Source organism: Curtobacterium sp. VKM Ac-2861 (assembly GCF_013204965.1).
GTDB lineage: Bacteria > Actinomycetota > Actinomycetes > Actinomycetales > Microbacteriaceae > Curtobacterium.
This window is the reverse complement of sequence record NZ_JABMLA010000002.1, coordinates 283,811-303,337: the sequence shown is the minus strand read 5'-3', so window position 1 is coordinate 303,337 and position 19,527 is coordinate 283,811. Positions and strand designations below refer to the sequence as shown.

12 protein-coding genes are annotated in these 19,527 nt (G+C 67.1%); 11 read left to right on the top strand and 1 reads right to left on the bottom strand.

The genetic code is table 11. The annotated features are described in order from the left end of the window. The first annotated feature begins 364 nt into the window (after positions 1-364). Complete coding sequence (gene rpoB, locus HQQ88_RS06225) at positions 365-3,853, top strand: DNA-directed RNA polymerase subunit beta (protein ID WP_111083490.1); 3,489 nt, start codon at positions 365-367, stop codon at positions 3,851-3,853. Between the two features lie 45 nt (positions 3,854-3,898). Next, a complete protein-coding gene (gene rpoC / locus HQQ88_RS06220) occupies positions 3,899-7,780 on the top strand; it encodes a DNA-directed RNA polymerase subunit beta' (protein WP_111083489.1) in 3,882 nt (1,293 codons plus the stop codon). Between the two features lie 129 nt (positions 7,781-7,909). On the opposite strand, the gene HQQ88_RS06215 is transcribed toward rpoC, so the two are convergent. Then, entirely contained in the window at positions 7,910-8,305 is a 396-nt protein-coding gene (locus HQQ88_RS06215) for a VOC family protein (RefSeq protein ID WP_123671416.1), read from the bottom strand. 85 nt (positions 8,306-8,390) lie between these two features. Between HQQ88_RS06215 and HQQ88_RS06210 the strand changes: the two genes are divergently transcribed. The 9 genes from HQQ88_RS06210 to HQQ88_RS06170 all read left to right on the top strand — a co-directional run bounded on the left by HQQ88_RS06210 (position 8,391) and on the right by HQQ88_RS06170 (position 19,512). Next, on the top strand, positions 8,391-9,419 hold the full coding sequence (locus HQQ88_RS06210) for a GNAT family N-acetyltransferase (protein WP_173168946.1): 1,029 nt from the start codon (positions 8,391-8,393) through the stop codon (positions 9,417-9,419). Between the two features lie 178 nt (positions 9,420-9,597). Continuing rightward, positions 9,598-11,265, top strand: a complete 1,668-nt coding sequence (locus HQQ88_RS06205; RefSeq protein WP_111083486.1) for a GspE/PulE family protein — start codon at positions 9,598-9,600, stop codon at positions 11,263-11,265. A 19-nt stretch (positions 11,266-11,284) separates the two neighbouring features. Then, positions 11,285-12,808 carry a type IV pilus twitching motility protein PilT gene (locus HQQ88_RS06200; protein ID WP_173168945.1) on the top strand — a complete coding sequence of 508 codons (1,524 nt, stop codon included), beginning with the start codon at positions 11,285-11,287 and terminating at the stop codon, positions 12,806-12,808. After that, positions 12,808-14,031, top strand: coding sequence for a type II secretion system F family protein (locus HQQ88_RS06195; RefSeq protein ID WP_173168944.1), 1,224 nt, complete (start codon positions 12,808-12,810; stop codon positions 14,029-14,031). The genes HQQ88_RS06200 and HQQ88_RS06195 overlap by 1 nt, the downstream gene beginning before the upstream one ends. Before the next feature lie 196 nt (positions 14,032-14,227). Next, entirely contained in the window at positions 14,228-14,677 is a 450-nt protein-coding gene (locus tag HQQ88_RS19840) for a type II secretion system protein (RefSeq protein ID WP_301952675.1), read from the top strand. A 74-nt stretch (positions 14,678-14,751) separates the two neighbouring features. Next, complete coding sequence (locus tag HQQ88_RS06185; RefSeq protein WP_173168943.1) at positions 14,752-16,128, top strand: prepilin-type N-terminal cleavage/methylation domain-containing protein; 1,377 nt, start codon at positions 14,752-14,754, stop codon at positions 16,126-16,128. Beyond that, positions 16,125-16,835, top strand: a complete 711-nt coding sequence (locus tag HQQ88_RS06180; protein ID WP_173168942.1) for a type II secretion system protein — start codon at positions 16,125-16,127, stop codon at positions 16,833-16,835. Before HQQ88_RS06185 ends, HQQ88_RS06180 begins: the two co-directional genes overlap by 4 nt. Next, positions 16,832-18,673 carry a hypothetical protein gene (locus tag HQQ88_RS06175; protein WP_173168941.1) on the top strand — a complete coding sequence of 614 codons (1,842 nt, stop codon included), beginning with the start codon at positions 16,832-16,834 and terminating at the stop codon, positions 18,671-18,673. The genes HQQ88_RS06180 and HQQ88_RS06175 overlap by 4 nt, the downstream gene beginning before the upstream one ends. Further along, the gene (locus tag HQQ88_RS06170) at positions 18,670-19,512 is read left to right on the top strand and encodes an A24 family peptidase (RefSeq protein WP_367916985.1); all 843 of its coding nucleotides are present in this window, start codon (positions 18,670-18,672) and stop codon (positions 19,510-19,512) included. Before HQQ88_RS06175 ends, HQQ88_RS06170 begins: the two co-directional genes overlap by 4 nt. Positions 19,513-19,527: the final 15 nt, after the last annotated feature.

Here is a 19,527-nt window from a genome sequence, read left to right as displayed (position 1 = left end):
GAATTCCGCGGGCACGGAGCGGCTTATACACGCCACTGCCGAATCTGGTCAAGCCAGGACTGGACAGCACGACTCGGCGCGAACTATGATGGCAGTTCGCGCTCCCTGGCATCCGTGTCGTCATATTGCGGTCGACGCAGAGTTCTGAGTTGGACAAGCTCAACTCGCCCTGGTGCAGCCGGACCCGTATATGGCGGCGGGTCCCGCTCACGGAGATCATCCCACACGTGCACCGACGTTCCGCGTCAGGCACGCGTCGGCGTGGTCGCAGGGCAAGAACTCGCGGGGATCGCCGAGCGATCATCTACTCACCTACATGCTGCTCGTCAGTATCGGCCCGACGGGGCCTACGGAGGTCACACCCTTGGCTGCTGCGCCCAACGCATCCACCAACCCCAAGAACGGTCGCAACCACTCGCGACTCTCGTTCGCCAAGATCACGGACACCCTCACGGTTCCTGATCTGCTCGCACTCCAGACGGAGAGCTTCGACTGGCTCGTCGGCAACGACGTCTGGAAGGCCCGTCTCGCAGAAGGACAGGAGCAGGGTCGCACCGACCTCGCCCTGCACTCCGGGTTGGAGGAGATCTTCGAGGAGATCTCCCCGATCGAGGACCTCGGCGAGACCATGCAGCTCTCGTTCACGGCGCCCGAGCTCGAGGACCCCAAGTACTCGATCGACGACTGCAAGGAGCGCGGCAAGACCTACGCCGCTCCGCTGTACGTCAACGCCGAGTTCATGAACCACATGACGGGTGAGATCAAGACGCAGACGGTCTTCATGGGCGACTTCCCGCTCATGACCGAACGCGGCACGTTCATCATCAACGGCACCGAGCGCGTCGTCGTGTCGCAGCTCGTCCGTTCGCCCGGCGTGTACTTCGAGCGCCAGCAGGAGAAGACGTCCGACAAGGACATCTACTCCGCTCGCGTCATCCCCTCGCGTGGTGCGTGGCTCGAGTTCGAGATCGACAAGCGCGACCAGGTGGGCGTGCGCATCGACCGCAAGCGCAAGCAGTCCGTGACGGTCTTCCTCAAGGCGCTGGGTCTGACCAGCGAGGAGATCATGGAGGAGTTCCAGGGCTTCGCCTCGATCGAGTCGACCCTCGAGAAGGACGCCATCCTCACGAAGGAAGAGGCGCTCAAGGACATCTACCGCAAGCTGCGCCCGGGCGAGCAGGTCGCTGCCGAGGCCGCGCGTGCGCTGCTCGACAACTTCTACTTCAACTCGAAGCGCTACGACCTGGCGAAGGTGGGCCGCTACAAGGTCAACCGCAAGCTCGGGATCGACGCCCCGCTGTCCGACTCGGTGCTGACCGTCAAGGACATCGTCGCGACGATCAAGTACCTCGTGTCCCTGCACGCCGAGAAGACCACGCTGAACGGCGTGCGTGACGGCGAGCCGGTGCAGCTGCGCCTCGACGTGGACGACATCGACCACTTCGGCAACCGTCGCATCCGCGCCGTCGGCGAGCTCATCCAGAACCAGGTCCGCACGGGTCTGTCCCGCATGGAGCGCGTCGTCCGCGAGCGCATGACCACGCAGGACATCGAGGCGATCACGCCCCAGACGCTCATCAACGTGCGTCCGGTCGTCGCCGCGATCAAGGAGTTCTTCGGAACGTCCCAGCTGTCGCAGTTCATGGACCAGAACAACCCGCTCGCAGGCCTGACGCACAAGCGTCGTCTCTCGGCCCTCGGCCCGGGTGGTCTGTCCCGTGAGCGAGCCGGTGTCGAGGTCCGTGACGTCCACCCGTCGCACTACGGCCGCATGTGCCCGATCGAGACCCCGGAAGGCCCGAACATCGGCCTGATCGGCTCGCTCGCGTCGTTCGGTCGGATCAACTCGTTCGGCTTCATCGAGACCCCGTACCGTCGCGTCGTCAACGGCGAGGTCACGAAGACCATCGACTACCTGACCGCCTCGGAAGAGGACGAGTTCGTCGTCGCGCAGGCCAACGCGCCGCTGACCGACTCGTTCCACTTCGCCGACGACAAGGTCCTCGTCCGCAAGAAGGGTGGCGAGGTCGAACTCGTCGCCAAGGGCGAAGTCGACTACATGGACGTCTCGCCGCGCCAGATGGTGTCGGTCGCGACCTCGCTCATCCCGTTCCTCGAGCACGACGACGCGAACCGCGCCCTCATGGGTGCGAACATGCAGCGTCAGGCCGTCCCGCTGCTCCGTTCCGAGTCGCCGCTCGTCGGTACCGGCATGGAGGGCTACACCGCGATCGACGCCGGTGACGTCGTCACCGCCGACAAGGCCGGTGTCGTCTCCGAGGTCTCGGCAGACGCCGTGACCCTGCAGCTCGACGAGGGTGGCACGCAGACCTTCTACCTGCGCAAGTTCGACCGCTCCAACCAGGGCACGAGCTACAACCACCGCGTGGTCGTCTCGGCCGGCGAGCGTGTGGAGCAGGGCGAGGTCATCGCCGACGGTCCCGCGACGGAGAACGGCGAGCTCGCGCTCGGCAAGAACCTCCTCGTCGCGTTCATGCCGTGGGAGGGCTACAACTACGAGGACGCGATGATCCTGTCGCAGAACCTCATCAAGGACGACACGCTCTCCTCGATCCACATCGAGGAGTACGAGGTCGACGCCCGCGACACGAAGCTCGGCAAGGAGGAGATCACCCGTGACCTCCCCAACGTCAGCCCGGACCTGCTGGCCGACCTCGACGAGCGCGGCATCATCCGCATCGGTGCCGAGGTCCGCCCCGGCGACATCCTGGTCGGCAAGGTCACGCCGAAGGGCGAGACCGAGCTCTCCGCTGAAGAGCGCCTCCTCCGCGCCATCTTCAACGAGAAGTCGCGCGAAGTGCGCGACACCTCGCTGAAGGTGCCCCACGGTGAAGAGGGCACGATCATCGGCGTCAAGGTGTTCGACTCGCAGGACGGCGACGACGAACTCGGCTCTGGTGTCAACCAGCGCGTGGTCGTCTACATCGCCCAGAAGCGCAAGATCACCGCGGGTGACAAGCTCGCCGGTCGTCACGGCAACAAGGGCGTCATCTCGACCATCCTCCCGGTCGAGGACATGCCCTTCCTCGCCGACGGCACCCCGGTCGACATCGTCCTGAACCCGCTCGGCGTCCCCGGCCGCATGAACTTCGGCCAGGTCCTCGAGATCCACCTCGGTTGGCTCGCCAAGCAGGGCTGGAACGTCGAGGGCATCCAGGAGTGGGCATCGGCCCTCCCCGAGGCAGCGCACAGCGCCGCTCCGGGCACGAAGGTCGCCACCCCGGTGTTCGACGGTGCGTACGAGCGCGAGATCGAGGGCCTCCTCGACTCGACCCTCCCGAACCGCGACGGCGAGCGCCTGATCGGCTCGTCCGGCAAGGCGCAGCTCTTCGACGGTCGCTCCGGCGAGCCGTTCCCCGAGCCCGTCTCGGTCGGCTACATGTACATCCTCAAGCTGCACCACCTGGTCGACGACAAGATCCACGCTCGTTCGACGGGTCCGTACTCGATGATCACGCAGCAGCCGCTGGGTGGTAAGGCGCAGTTCGGTGGCCAGCGATTCGGTGAGATGGAGGTGTGGGCGCTCGAGGCGTACGGCGCCGCCTACGCCCTCCAGGAGCTCCTGACGATCAAGTCCGACGACATCCTCGGCCGCGTGAAGGTCTACGAGGCGATCGTCAAGGGCGAGAACATCCAGGAACCCGGCATCCCCGAGTCCTTCAAGGTCCTCATGAAGGAGATGCAGTCGCTCTGCCTGAACGTCGAGGTCCTCTCGGCCGACGGCCAGGCGGTCAGCCTGCGCGACAACGATGACGAGGTCTTCCGCGCTGCGGAGGAGCTGGGCATCAACATCTCCTCGCGGTTCGAGTCGTCGTCCGTCGACGACATCTGATCCCGCCCGTACATCGAAGCCTGAATCAAGCAAGAGAGAAGAACATTGCTCGAAGCAACTTCCTTTGACGCCATTCGGATCGGCCTCGCGACCGCCGAGGACATCCGTCAGTGGTCGTACGGCGAGGTCAAGAAGCCGGAGACCATCAACTACCGCACCCTGAAGCCCGAGAAGGACGGTCTGTTCGGCGAGCAGATCTTCGGTCCTTCCCGCGACTGGGAGTGCGCCTGCGGCAAGTACAAGCGTGTCCGGTTCAAGGGCATCGTCTGCGAGCGCTGCGGCGTCGAGGTCACCAAGTCCTCGGTCCGTCGTGAGCGCATGGGCCACATCGAGCTCGCTGCCCCCGTCACGCACATCTGGTACTTCAAGGGCGTCCCGTCGCGCCTCGGGTACCTGCTCGACATGGCGCCGAAGGACCTCGAGAAGGTCATCTACTTCGCGGCGTACATGATCATCGACATCGATGAAGAGGGCCGTCACGCGGACATGCCCGGTCTCGAGAACGAGATGCGTCTCGAGATCAAGACCCTCGAGGGCCAGCGCGACTCGATCATCGCCGACCGCCTCAAGAAGCTCGAGGACGACCTCGCAGCCCTTGAGGAAGAGGGTGCGAAGGCCGACGTCAAGCGGCGCACCAAGGACACCGCCGAGAAGGAGATGTCCCAGGTCCGCAAGTCGTTCGACGAGGACATCACCCGTCTCGAGCGTGTGTGGGAGGACTTCCGCAACCTCAAGGTGGGCGACCTCAAGCCCGAGGACGCCGTCTTCCACGAGCTCCAGGACCGGTTCGGGATCTACTTCGACGCCTACATGGGCGCCGAGGCGATCAAGCTCCGGCTCGAGGCGTTCGACCTGGCCGCCGAGGCCGAGGCGCTGCGCTTGCAGATCGCCGAGGGCAAGGGCCAGAAGAAGATCCGCGCGATCAAGCGTCTGCGCGTCGTCAGCTCCTTCCTCGCCACCGGCAACTCGCCGGCAGCGATGGTGCTCGGCGTCGTTCCGGTCATCCCGCCGGAGCTGCGCCCGATGGTGCAGCTCGACGGTGGCCGTTTCGCCACGTCGGACCTCAACGACCTCTACCGTCGTGTGATCAACCGCAACAACCGTCTCCGCCGCCTGCTCGACCTCGGTGCCCCCGAGATCATCGTGAACAACGAGAAGCGCATGCTGCAGGAAGCCGTTGACGCGCTGTTCGACAACGGTCGTCGTGGACGTCCGGTCACGGGTACCGGCAACCGCGCCCTGAAGTCCCTGAGCGACATGCTCAAGGGCAAGCAGGGTCGTTTCCGCCAGAACCTGCTCGGCAAGCGCGTCGACTACTCGGGCCGTTCGGTCATCATCGTCGGCCCGCAGCTGAAGCTGCACCAGTGTGGTCTGCCCAAGCAGATGGCGCTCGAGCTCTTCAAGCCGTTCGTGATCAAGCGCCTGATCGACCTGTCGCACGCGCAGAACATCAAGTCGGCCAAGCGCATGGTCGAGCGTTCGCGTCCGCAGGTGTGGGACGTGCTCGAGGAGATCATCCGCGAGCGCCCCGTGCTGCTGAACCGTGCGCCGACGCTGCACCGTCTGGGCATCCAGGCGTTCGAACCGCAGCTCGTCGAGGGCAAGGCCATCCAGCTCCACCCGCTCGTGTGTGCTGCGTTCAACGCGGACTTCGACGGTGACCAGATGGCCGTGCACCTGCCGCTGTCGGTGGAGGCCCAGGCCGAGGCCCGCATCCTGATGCTCGCCTCGAACAACATCCTGAAGCCGTCCGACGGCCGTCCGGTGACCCTGCCCGCACAGGACATGATCATCGGTCTGCACCACCTGACGACCGTCCGCGAGGGCGCCGTCGGTGAGGGCCGTGCGTTCTCCTCGGTCGCCGAGGCGATCCTGGCCAACGACCAGCACACGCTGCACCTCAACGCCATGGCGAAGATCCGCATGACGGGTGTCCACTTCGCCGAGGGTGAAGCTCCCGAGGGCTACGAGCAGGGCGACACCGTCCTCCTCGAGACGACCCTGGGCCGTGCGCTCTTCAACGAGACCCTCCCGGCGAACTACCCGTTCGTCCAGAAGGTCACCGACAAGGGCGTGCTGTCCGCGATCGTCAACGACCTCGCCGAGCGGTACTCCAAGACCGAGACGGCCGCTGCGCTGGACCGGATCAAGGACGCCGGCTTCTACTGGGGCACGCGCTCCGGTGTGACCGTGGCCCTGTCGGACGTCGTGACGCCTCCTCGCAAGAAGGAGATCATCGCGGGCTACGAGATCCAGGCCGCCAAGGTGCAGGGCGAGTTCGACAAGGGTCTGATCACCGACTCCGAGCGTCGCGCCGACCTGATCAAGATCTGGACCGAGGCCACCAACGAGATCGCGCAGGAGATGCGGGACAACTTCCCCGTCGACAACACGATCAACCGCATGGTGTCGTCGGGTGCTCGTGGTAACTGGCTGCAGGTCCGCAACATCGCGGGTATGCGTGGTCTGGTGAACAACCCGAAGGGCGAGATCATCGCCCGCCCGATCATCAACTCGTACCGCGAGGGCCTGACCGTGGCGGAGTACTTCATCGCCACCCACGGTGCTCGTAAGGGTCTTGCCGACACCGCGCTCCGTACCGCGGACTCCGGGTACCTCACCCGTCGTCTCGTGGACGTCTCGCAGGACGTCATCATCCGCGAGGACGACTGCGGTACGACGCGTGGCCTCGAGCTGCCGATCGCGACCGTGGACGCGGACGGCAAGCTGGTCCGCGACCCGCGCGTCGAGAACACCGTGTACTCGCGCACCCTGGCCACTGAGGCCGTGGACGCCAAGGGCACGGTCGTCGCTGAGGCTCGTGAGGACGTCGGTGACGTGCTCCTCGAGAAGCTGCTGGCAGCCGGTGTCGAGAGCATCAAGGTGCGCTCGGTCCTGACCTGCGAGTCGGCCGTCGGTGTCTGCGCGAAGTGCTACGGCCGTTCGCTCGCCACCGGCAACCTGGTCGACATCGGTGAGGCAGTCGGCATCATCGCCGCGCAGTCCATCGGTGAGCCCGGTACCCAGCTGACGATGCGTACCTTCCACACGGGTGGTTCGGCCTCGGCCGACGACATCACCCAGGGTCTGCCGCGTGTCACGGAGCTCTTCGAGGCCCGTACGCCCAAGGGCGCGTCCCCGATCGCCGAGGCCCCCGGCCGCGTCGTCGTCGAGGACACGGACAAGGGTCGTCGGATCATCCTCACGCCGGACAACGGTGACGAGCCGTTCATCTACCCGGTGCTCAAGCGTGCGACGCTCCTCATCGAGGACAACCAGCACGTCGAGCTCGGCGAGCAGTTCATCGCCGGCACCGTCGACCCGAAGGAAGTCCTCCGGGTCAAGGGTGTCCGAGAGGTCCAGAAGCACCTGGTCAACGGTGTGCAGGACGTCTACGGCTCGCAGGGTGTGCCGATCCACGACAAGCACATCGAGGTCATCGTCCGTCAGATGCTCCGCAAGGTCACCGTCGTCGACCACGGCGACACCGACCTGCTGCCGGGCGAGCTCGTCGACCGGTCGCGCTACAACATGCTGAACCGTGCGGCGCTGCAGGAGGGTCGCAAGACCGCCTCGGCTCGCCAGGAGGTCATGGGCATCACGAAGGCGTCCCTCGCGACCGAGTCGTGGCTGTCCGCCGCTTCCTTCCAGGAGACCACCCGCGTGCTCACGCAGGCGGCCATGGAGGGCAAGCAGGACCACCTCGTCGGCCTCAAGGAGAACGTCATCATCGGTAAGCTCATCCCCGCCGGGACGGGCCTCAGCCGGTACCGCGACGTGGACGTGAACGCGACGGAAGAAGCGAAGGCAGAGCGGTACCCCAACCGCATCTTCGCGGACGACTCGTCGTTCTCGGACGCCGACCTGAGCTTCGTCGACTTCGACAGCTTCTCGTCGGACGACTTCACGCCGGGCACGTACAACTGAGTCTGATGTGATCCCACGAAGGCCCCGTCTCCGCAAGGAGGCGGGGCCTTCGTCGTGTCGTCACCACGTGGCGGACAGGAGGCCCGGTGCCAGGCCGCCACGGGCCTCCCGGCCTGCGACCGGGTGCGTCTAGAGCGCGCGGTCCGCGCCGTTGTCGCGTCCCGATCCGCGACCGGTCTCGTCCACGAGCGAGAACAGGCTGAGGACGTTGCCGTCGGGGTCGCGGACGTCGAACCAGTTCACGGCTCCGTCGACGCACTCGACCGGTCCGATGTCGATGCCGAGCGAGCCGATGCGCGCGTGCTGGGCTCCGACGTCGTCGACGCCGAACCGGACGCTCACGGGGTTCTCCTCGGCGGAGTCGTCCTCGTAGAGCTGGATCCAGATCCCGCCGACCTCGTACTCGGCGACACCGTCCTCGGGTTCGAGGTCCGGTTCGGTGCGCTCGAAGACGGCGCCGTACCAGAGGCAGGACGCCTCGATGTCGGTGACGGGCAGCCCCACGGTCACGCTCGTGATGTCCATGACTCATCATGGTCCCGGTCGGGCCTGCTCGTCGAGGGGCTTTCGGTGGCGTCTCGCCGCGCGGCGGAACTGGCAGGCTGGAGGGATGGCGACCCTGCGCGAACGGATCACGGCCCCGGCACACCTCTCGTTCCCCACGCCGATCGGCGGGCTGACGTTCCGCGCGGGCGCGCACGACGACGTCGGGGCGATGCACGCCGTCGCGGTCGCGTCGGCCGCGGTCGACGACCCGCTCGCTCGTCCCTCCACAGCCGACCTCGAACGGTCGTTGTCCACCGAGGGGCTGGACGTCACCAGGGACACCGTGGTGGGCGTCGATGCTGGAGGGCATGTGCAGGCCTACGGCATCGTCATCGACGTCCCCTCCCGCGTCACCGCTGCGCGCGCCGTGCTCGACGGGGCGGTCCACCCTTCCCTGCGCGGGCAGAGGATCGGACGGCGGGTGCTCGCATGGCAGGTCGGCCGGGCACGGCAACGCCTGGCGACGCTCGACGTCGATCTGCCGGCGACGCTCGACGTCGGTGGGCGCCAGGGGTCCTCGGCGCTCCGGCTGGCGGCGCACCACGGCTTCGCGCCGGTGCGCACCTGGCTCGACATGCAGGTCGTGTTCGACGACCGCGGTCCGGACACCGACGGGGTGCCCGTGCTGGCGGACGGGTTCGTCCTGCGGCCCGTCACCGCGGACGACATCGAACCGCTCCGGACGGCCAAGAACGACGCCTTCCGCGACCACTGGGGTTCCCAGCCGATGGTCGCTTCGGACTGGCGGGGCTTCCTCACCTCGGACAAGAGCCGGCTGGACCTGTCGCGGGTCGTCGTGGGCGCTGACGGCACCGTCCTGGCGTTCACGATCGTCGAGGTCGAGCCCGACGGGTTCGCCGCGCGGGGCCGCTCGTACGGGTACGTGCACTGGGTCGGCGTCGTCCGTGCCGCACGGGGGACGGGGCTCGCGCCGATCGTCCTCGACGCGACCCTGCAGGCGATCCGCGCCGACGGCCTGTCCGCGGCGGTGCTCCACGTCGACGCCGAGAACCCGAGCGGAGCCGGTCGCATCTACGAACGTCTCGGCTTCGTCGCCGGCGAGGTCCACGTCACCGCGTCGACGTCGCTCTGACCGCAGTGGCGGGGCTCCTGGACCCCAGTTCTGGGTGCATCCAGACCCCCTCCGCCCCCTCCTTCTGGGACTGCGGCCGACGACTGTCGCAGAAGTAGCGTGGTCGAGCGCCACATCCCTGGTGGTGCGCATCCCGACCACGTCTCGCCGCGCGCGAGTCCAAGGAGGCACAGGACTCATGGCGACCCTGTCCGAGATCCTCATCCTGAACGGCGCTCTGCCGATCGAGCACCTCGACTCGATGACGGGCGACGAGGACCTGGACGAGCGCGCGATCCGCGGCCTGGTCGACCAGGGCGTCGTGAGCGAGGCGCAGTTCATCACCGCCCGCGCGGCGTCGAACAACTCCCGCACCGTCCCGTTGACCGACTACCCGGTCGACGGCACCGCGGTCTCGATCCTCCCCGCTGCGCTCTGCCGGCGCCACGGTGTCCTCGGTGTCGGGTTCGAGGGCGAGCTGCTCATCCTCGCGATGGTCAACCCGACCAACGTGCTCGCGATCGACGACGCCCGCGCTGCGTCCGGCCGGCCGATCAAGCCGCTCCAGGTCGACGAGCGCGACCTGCTCACCGCGCTCGACCGCTACCTGCGTGCCGACGACGAGCTCAACGACCTGACCTCGTCGCTCGAAGAAGAAGCCTCGGTCAGCTCCTCGGCCCAGGTGGACCTGGCCGACGGTGCCCTCGACGACGTCCCGATCGTCCGCTTCGTGAACCTGCTCGTCTCGCAGGCGATCCAGGACCACGCCTCGGACATCCACATCGAGCCCGGTGAGCACGAGGTCCGGATCCGCTACCGCATCGACGGTGTGCTGCACGAGATGGCCCCGGCGCCGAAGAACATCCAGAACGGCGTCATCAGCCGCCTGAAGATCATGAGCGACATCGACATCGCCGAGCGGCGCAAGCCGCAGGACGGCCGCATGTCGGTCCGCCACGGTGGCCGCCAGATCGACCTCCGCGTGGCGACGCTCCCCACCGTGTGGGGCGAGAAGGTGGTCATGCGGATCCTCGACAACACGAACACGTCGCTGACCCTCAAGGACCTCAATCTCCTCGAGCAGAACTTCCAGGCGTACCAGCGGTCGTACTCGAAGCCGTACGGCATGATCCTGGTCACCGGGCCCACCGGCTCCGGCAAGTCCACGACGCTGTACACGACCCTGAACGCGGTCGCGAAGCCCGAGATCAACGTCATCACGGTCGAGGACCCGGTCGAGTACCGGATGGCCGGCATCAACCAGGTGCAGGTCAACCCGAAGGCCGGGCTGACCTTCGCCTCGGCGCTGCGCTCGATCCTGCGCTCCGACCCCGACGTCGTCCTGCTCGGTGAGATCCGCGACCACGAGACCGCCCAGATCGCCATCGAGGCATCTCTCACCGGCCACCTGGTGCTGTCCACCCTGCACACGAACGACGCCCCCTCCGCCGTGACCCGACTCACCGAGATGGACATCGAGCCCTTCCTGGTCGGCTCCGCGCTGGACTCCGTCGTGGCCCAGCGTCTGGCGCGACGGTTGTGCGACCGGTGCAAGGCCCCCGCCGTGTACGAGGCCGAACAGCTCCGTACCCTCGGGTTCCTGCGCCCCGGCGACGAGGTCCCGGCGTTCTTCGCCCCCATCGGCTGCGCGGTGTGCTCGAACACCGGGTACCGCGGCCGCATCGCCCTGCACGAGGTCATGACCGTCACCGAGGAGATCGAACGCCTCGCCGTCTCGCGCGCCTCGAGCGCCGAGATCAGCCGCGTCGCCCAGGCGCAGGGGATGCTGACGCTCCGCCAGGACGGCTTCGAGAAGGTCAAGCTCGGTCTCACGAGCGTCGACGAGATCCTGCGCGTGGTCGCGTAGTCACGAGAGAGCGCAGCAGATGACCGACTCCGTGTACGACATCACGCACCCCGGCGACGAACCCGTCGCCGGCTGGCACCCGGGCAACTCCGGCACCGAGGTGGGCTCCCGCCGTGCAGCACGTCTGGCTGCCGCCGCAGCGTCGGCCCCTCCGGAGCAGGTGTACGACCTCGGGGACGACACCGCCGGATGGCCGGCACCGTCCGGGTCGCCCGTCGCCGTGCCCGTCGCGCAGCCGCTCGCCGCTCCGGCGACGCCGCCCGCCGGGGTGCCGTCGTCGATCGCGACCTACGGCTACGCCGAGGCGCCGACGCAGCAGCTCCCCACGGCTGGCGCCCCGGCACCGACCGCCACGATCGGCGGCGACATCGAGTTCTCGCGCCACGCGCGCGAGGTCGCCGACCCCGACCTGATCACCGCGCTCGCCCAGGTCGTGTACCAAGGCGCGTCCGACCTGCACGTCACCGCCGACGCCCCGCCCACCGTCCGCGTCGACGGCTCGCTCCGTCCCGCGGTCCCCGGGGGTGCGTGGTCGCGCGGCAAGGTCATCGCCGCACTCAAGACGATGCTGTCGGTCGAGCAGGCCGGCCAGTTCGACCAGGAGCAGGAACTCGACTTCGCGTACTCGCTGTCGCCGGAGTACCGCTTCCGCGTGAACTTCTACCAGCAGCGCGGCAACTGGGGCGCGGCCTTCCGCATCATCCCCACCAAGATCAAGACGCTCAAGCAGCTCGGCATCCCCGAGCACGTCGGCGACTTCGCCGGCCTGCCCCGCGGACTCGTCCTGGTCACCGGCCCGACCGGTTCCGGCAAGTCGACGACCCTCGCCGCCCTGATCGACCTGGTGAACGAGAGCCGTGCCGACCACATCGTGACGGTCGAGGACCCGATCGAGTTCATGCACGAGCACAAGAAGGCGATCATCAACCAGCGCGAGGTCGGTGCCGACACGCACTCCTTCGCCGCCGCACTGAAGCACGTGCTGCGTCAGGACCCCGACGTCATCCTGATCGGCGAACTCCGCGACCTCGAGACCATCTCGGTCGCGCTCACGGCGGCGGAGACCGGTCACCTGGTGTTCGCCACCCTGCACACGCAGAGCGCCCCCGGCACGATCGACCGTGTCATCGACGTCTTCCCGCCGCACCAGCAGGGCCAGATCCGCACGCAGCTCGCGGCGACCCTGCAGGGCGTCGTCTGTCAGACCCTGGTGCCGAAGGCCAACGGTGTCGGCCGGGTCGTCGCCACCGAGATCATGACGATCACCCCCGCCATCGGCAACCTGATCCGCGAAGGCAAGACCTACCAGATCACCTCGGCCATGCAGGCCGGGCGTGATCTCGGCATGCACACCATGGACCAGGACCTCGCCGAACTGGTCAACGTCGGCACGATCTCGCGCAAGGCCGCGATGGACAAGGTGCACGACGAAGAGGGCTTCGACCGGCTGGTGCAGCGTGTCGAGTCCCCGTCCGACTCCTCGGCCGCCGCGATCGCCGCCAGCGGGATCGACTTCGGCGACAAGTTCTCCGGAGGCTACTGATGTCCCTCGCATTCGACTACCGCGGGCGCGACGGTGCCGGCAAGCTCGTCAAGGGCCGTCTCGACGCCTCGTCCGAAGGAGCGGCCGTCCAGCGGCTCCGGGGCATGGGTGTCTCGCCGATCGCGATCACGGAGTCCAAGGCCGGCACCGGCCTGCAGACCGAGATCAAGATCCCCGGTTTCGAGAAGGGCGTCGGGCTCAAGGACCTCGCGATCATGTCGCGGCAGGCCTCGACGATGCTCACCTCGGGCCTCTCGCTGCTGCGCGCGCTGTCGATCCTCGCCGACCAGACCGAGAACAAGAAGCTCAAGGACATCCTCGGCAAGGTCCGCGACGACGTCGAACGCGGTGTCTCGTTCTCCGACGCGGTGGCGAAGTTCCCGGTCGACTTCCCGCCGATCATGATCAACATGATCCGTGCGGGGGAGACCGGCGGGTTCCTCGACCAGGCCATGGACTCCATCGCCACGAACTTCGAGAAGGAGCACAAGCTCCGCTCGACCATCAAGTCGGCGATGACCTACCCGGTGGTCGTGCTGTGCATGTCGCTGGCCGCGGTCGTCATCATGCTCGTGTTCATCGTGCCGATCTTCCAGGGCATGTTCGAGTCGCTCGGCGGGCAGCTCCCGTTGCCGACGCTGATGCTCGTCTACCTGTCGCACGCGATGGTGTACGTCGGGCCGGTCCTCGCGGTCGCCGTGGTCGTCGGCTGGTTCTGGTGGCGCGCGAACAAGAACACCGACCGTGTGCGTCGGGTGATCGATCCGCTCCGGATGCGCCTTCCGGTGTTCGGGCAACTCAACCGCAAGATCGTGATGGCCCGGTTCGCGCGCAACTTGTCGAACATGATCGGAGCTGGCGTCCCCATTCTCGAGGCATTGCAGATCGCCGGACAGGTGTCGAACAACTTCGTCGTCGAGCAGGCGTTGGGGCGCGTTTCCGAAGCGGTTCGGAAAGGGGAATCAATCGCCGCCCCGCTCGAGCGGGAATCAGTGTTCCCGACGATGGTGACGCAGATGATCGCCGTCGGCGAGGACGCCGGTTCGATGGAATTGATGCTCGAGCGGATCGCGGTCTTCTACGACAACGAGGTCGAGGCATCGACCGAAGCGCTGACCTCGTTGATCGAACCGCTGCTCATCGGGTTCCTCGGGGTGGTGGTCGGCGGCATGATCGTCGCCCTGTACCTGCCGATCTTCGAGATATCGTCGCTCGTCAAGTAGTGATCCAACAACACGGGCCACCCTCCGACGGGGGTGGCCCGTGTTGTTCCACCCCCGGTACTGGGGGTATTTCGCACCCCCGATCACCCCCGTTCTCGGGATTCTGCACCGAACCTCGTGTGAATACGCTCGTCACCGGCGGCCGAGCAAGAGCCGGACACTTTCCCCATCACATTCCCGAAAGAATGGAAACACCATGTACTTCGCTCTCATGGGCAAGCTGAACGCCCGCCGCAAGGGTCTCCTCGAAGAGAACGAGAAGGGCTTCACGCTCATCGAGCTCCTCGTCGTCGTGATCATCATCGGTATCCTCGCTGCGATCGCCATCCCGGTGTACCTGGGCGTGCAGAACAACGCGAAGGACTCCAGCGCAAAGTCGGATGTGTCGAACTTCAAGACCGCTGTGGTGGCGATCCAGTCGTCGACGGGTTCCCTTCCTGCCGCTGGTACGTACAGCGCCTCGGCCGCGCTGACCGATGCTCTGAAGTCCAACGGTGCCAGCCTCAGCGGGAACACGACCTCGATTGTCTACACGACCGGTGGCTCCGCCGCGGCCCCGACCTTCAAGGTGGTCGGTGTCAGCTCCACCACCGGCAAGTTCTGCGCTTCCGACAGCTCGGGTGTCGTCACCGGCGACGCCTGCTGACCCTCCCCGACAACGGGCCGTGACGACCGTCGCGGCCCGTTGTCACAGCCATCGATCCGACAGAGAGGCAGAACGTGTTGCTGCGCATAGTCGACCGCCTCCGGGCGGCTCGTGAGTCCGAAGAGGGCTTCTCGATCATCGAGGTGATGGTCGCGATGACCGTCTTCGCGATGATCGCCGCGGGTGTCGCAGCGGGCATCGTCTCCACGCTCTACCTCACTCAGGACAACCGTTCGCGCGAAGCGGCGCTCAACCTGGCGAACCAGGCGCTGGACGCGGCACGCAGCACGAAGGACGTCTTCACGCTCGACGACGACACGACGCTGCAGTCGGTCGGCAACCAGGCCTACACGATCAAGCAGACCACCAACTGGATCAACTCGGACGGCTCCGACAACTCGTGCGGCGCGGGCTCAGGGGTCCTCGCCTACAAGCGCGTGTCGATCACCGTCTCCTGGACGAGTGGGACGTCGCCGCGCCAGAAGAACGTCGTGCTCGACACCCTGATCTCCCCTTCCGCCGCGGTGTCGAGCGCGAGCGCGTCCACGATCGTGGTCGGGGTCCAGACCGCGACGGGCGGACCGAACTCCGGCGTCGCCGTGACGATCACGCCCGTGTCCGGCGGTGCGACCGGCTTGTCGAACCCGCCAGCGGTGACCGATACGAACGGGTGCAGCTACGCGGTCGGGGTCACTCCGGGAACCTACAAGGTGACGATCGCGAAGGCCGGGAACATCGACAAGGACGGCGCCACCGCTCCGTCGTCGTCGGTGGCGACCACCGCCGGTGGCGTCGGCAACGCGACCTTCCTCTACGACCAGGCGATCACCGTCACGGCCGGTGCGCCGCTGAACCTCAAGGACGGCGTCACAGCGAAGCTGCCGACGTCGCTCCCGATGACCTACCGCTACGACGACACGGTGAAGACGTTCACCACCACGTCCACCGTGCTCTTCCCGTACCAGTGGACCGCGATCGCTGGCGCCTACACCTCGACGTGCAAGGACGTCGACCCGACGGCGTGGCCCACGGCGAGCAACCTGACGACGTCGCCGAACATCTTCAACGGGGCCGACGGCTCTACGCCCGGGTACAACCCGACGACCGCGCTCACCGCGACCGCGCGCGCTCCCATGGGGGTGTTCGACGTGAAGATGGGCGGCGTGGACACCGTCCTCGTCGCGACGGTCAAGAACACGGCGGCGGTGACCAACGGCGATCCTGGGTGTGCGCCGTCGACGACGTACACGTTCACCGGTATGAGCCCGTCCGTCGCGACGACGATCGCGCTGCCGTTCGGAACCTGGACGCTGCGCGGGACGACCGTGCTCGGTGGCGTGTTGAGCAGCAACACGCAGACCATCGCCTCGAACCCGAACGTGTCGAACCTCAAGGTCTCCTCGAGCGGCAACGTCGTGACGCTCGACCCGCGAACGGTACCGACCTCGTGATCGGCAGGATCCGCCGAGTCCTCGACCGCGCCCGCACCGACCAACGGGGTATCACGCTCGTCGAGCTCATCGTGGGCATGAGTCTCTCGCTCCTCGTGCTGACGATCGCGGGCTCGTTCCTCGTCGCGTCCCAGAAGGCCTCCGTGACGGCGAGCTCGATCAGTCAGAACACCCGAGCGGCCTCGACGGCGATGAACGAGATGGGCCGCGTGCTCCGCGCTGCGACCGACAATCCGGTGCCGACCGGCGACGACTCGCAGTTCGCCTTCCAGTACGCGAGCGCGACGTCGATCCGGTTCTTCGCGTACGTGAACCTCGACTCGACGCTCTCCCAGCCAGTCCAGGTCCAGTTGACGCTCGACCCGGCGACGAAGCGGATCACCGAGACGACGTGGAAGGGCACCGCGGTGTCCGGGAACTCCTCGTACTTCTCGTTCCCCCTCGCCCTCGGAGCGACACTGCCGTCGTCTCCGACGTCGAAACGCACGCTGGTGTCCTCAGCAGTGAACAGCGTCGCTTTCTCGTTCACCGACGCGTCGAACAACGTGCTCGGAACGCTGGCGTCGCCGGTCGCGGTGACGGACCTGCCGAACATCCGTTCGGTGAGCGTGACGCTGACGGTCGGGTCGAGTACGACGGACCCGAACGCCGTGACCCTGACCAACAGGGCCAGCATGCCGAACATCGTGATGGGAGCCTCCTCGTGATCCGACTCCTCCACGTGATCCGTTCCCGGGACGACGAGCGGGGTGTCGCCCTCGTCGCCGTCGTGGGGATCGGCATGGTCGTGATGATCCTGGTCGCGACGATGGTCGCGATCGCGACGTCCGGCGCGAGGGTCACCTCGACGGACCGGTCGTGGAACCGGGCCATCGCAGCCGCGTACGCCGGCGTCGCCGACTACCAGTCGCGGCTCAACGCCGACAACACGTACGGCAACTACGGGCAGTCGAGCGCACCGTTCAGCGCCGCGTCGAGCAGTACCTTCAGCAAGGGCACCGGCGGCAACGCGGCATTCAACTACCAGTCCGGTCAGCAGTGGGTGTCCGTTCCCACCGGAGACGGCTCCGCCGGCGACTCGTCGTTCCGGTATGCCGTCGACAACAGCAAGCTCTCCTCGCAGGGTGTGATCCGGGTGCAGTCGACCGGACGCTCCGGCACGACGACCAGGACTGTCGTCGCCAACGTTCGGCCGGACGGGTTCTCGAACTACCTCTACTTCACCAACTTCGAGTCCGGCGACCCGACCGTCACGAACGAGAAGGGCGTCGGCACGCTGCCGTGCACCTCGGTGTACCGACCGGTTGCGACGTCGTCGACCTGCGACCAGATCCAGTTCGGCGGCGGCGACGTGCTCGAGGGGCCGGTGCGCTCGAACGACCAGCTCAAGGTGTGCGGCGCGCAGTTCAAGAGCACGGTCCAGAGCGTCTACGGCGTGAGCAGCAGCGGGTGCACGCTCGGCCGGTACGCCTCGAACCCGACGACGTCGTCGACCTTGACCCCGCCGGCCACGATCGGTGACCTGCGCGACTACACGCGTTCCGACCTGGCCAGCACCACCAGCACCGTCGAGGGAGCCGGCTGCATCTACACCGGGCCGACGAAGATCACGTTCAACGGTGACGGCACCATGACGGTGCGCTCGCCGATGACGATCGCGACGCAGGTCACCGGAGCGACCGCGACACCGGGGGCGCAGATCACCGGTGTGAACAATGACACGTCGGCAGCCGCGGCCAAGTGCGGTGCTCCCACCGACCTCCGGAGCGCCAGCGGGGCTCGGGTCACGATCCCGAAGAACAACCTGATCTTCGTGCAGAACGAGCCGAGTGCACGTGCGGCCGGGACCACGCCTGACCCGAACTACTGGAAGGGCAACGCCACCCTCAAGAACGTCGCGACGGCGTGTGATGCGACCTCGGCCGCGAGCACCGCGACCACCCTGAAGCCGAACGGCGTCGGTTTCCCGTTCGTCGGATCGTCGGCGAGCAACTCCGAGACCGACCCCACCGCTGGCGGCGGCACGTCCGTGACGGCGCCGTACGGCTGCGATCGCGGCGACGCGTTCGTGCAGGGCACGGTCGACAAGGCGGTCACCATCGCTGCCGAGAACTACCTCTACGTCACCGGTGACATCCGGTATCCGACGACCCGGTCGGCTTCCACCGTCCTCGGGCTGATCGGCCAGCGTGCGGTCTGGGTGTGGAACCCGGTCAACACGAACAACGCGGCCATCCTGTCGAACGATCGCGAGATCGACGCAGCGATCCTCTCGAACACCGGCACGTTCGTCGTGCAGAACTGGACACGGGGTTCGTCGAACGGCCGGGGGACCCTCACGGTCAAGGGATCGATCGCGCAGAACTTCCGCGGCGCGGTCGGTCTGGCGAGCGGGCAGGGCTACACGAAGGCGTACACGTTCGACTCGAGCCTGGCGACCTACACGCCTCCGAAGTTCCCGCAGCCGACCGTGACGACGTACCGCGTCGCCACCCAGGTCGAGTCGAAGACGGCGTACGACTCGAACGGAGCGCCGATCTCGTGATCAGCGCAGTCCCGGCCCTCGCAGCGTTCGTCGCTGCGTTCGGAGCGGTCTTCGGGCTCGCGGTCGGTTCGTTCCTCAACGTCGTGGTCCACCGGGTCCCGGCCGGCATGTCCGTCGTCGCGCCCGCGTCCGCGTGCCCGAAGTGCGGGCGCTCGATCCGGGGGTTCGACAACGTTCCACTGGTGTCCTGGCTGGTGCTCCGTGGCCGGTGCCGTGACTGCGCTGAACCCATCTCGGTCCGCTACCCGGTCGTCGAAGCATCGACGGCGGTGCTGTTCGTCGCGGTGGTCGTCCGATTCCTGCCGCAGGCCGGTGCGCCCGGTGCGGTCATCGCAGGCCAGACGGTCCTGCTCGGCACCCTGCTCTTCGTCATGGCGGTGAGCGTCGCGTTGGCGCTCATCGACATCGACACGCACACGTTGCCGAACCGGATCGTCCTGCCGATGTACCCGGTGCTGGTCGTGCTGCTCGCCGCTTCGAGCGTCCTGACCGGCGATTGGGCTGCGATGCTCCGCGGGCTGCTCGGTCTCGTGATCCTCGGTGGCGTGTACCTGGTCCTCGCGATCGCGGCACCGCGGGGGATGGGATTCGGGGACGTGAAGCTCGCCGGTGCCCTGGGGCTCCTGCTGGCGTACCTCGGATGGGGACCCCTCGCTGTGGGTGCTTTCGGAGCGTTCCTCCTCGGCGGTACCTTCGGGATCGTCCTCCTCCTGACCAGGCGTGCGGGTCGCTCGACGGGGATCCCGTTCGGCCCGTGGATGCTCCTCGGCGCGTGGGTGGGCGCGTTCTTCGGGGCCCCGATCTGGAACGCCTACCTCCGACTCCTCGGTCTCGCCTGACGAGCCGGGCTGACA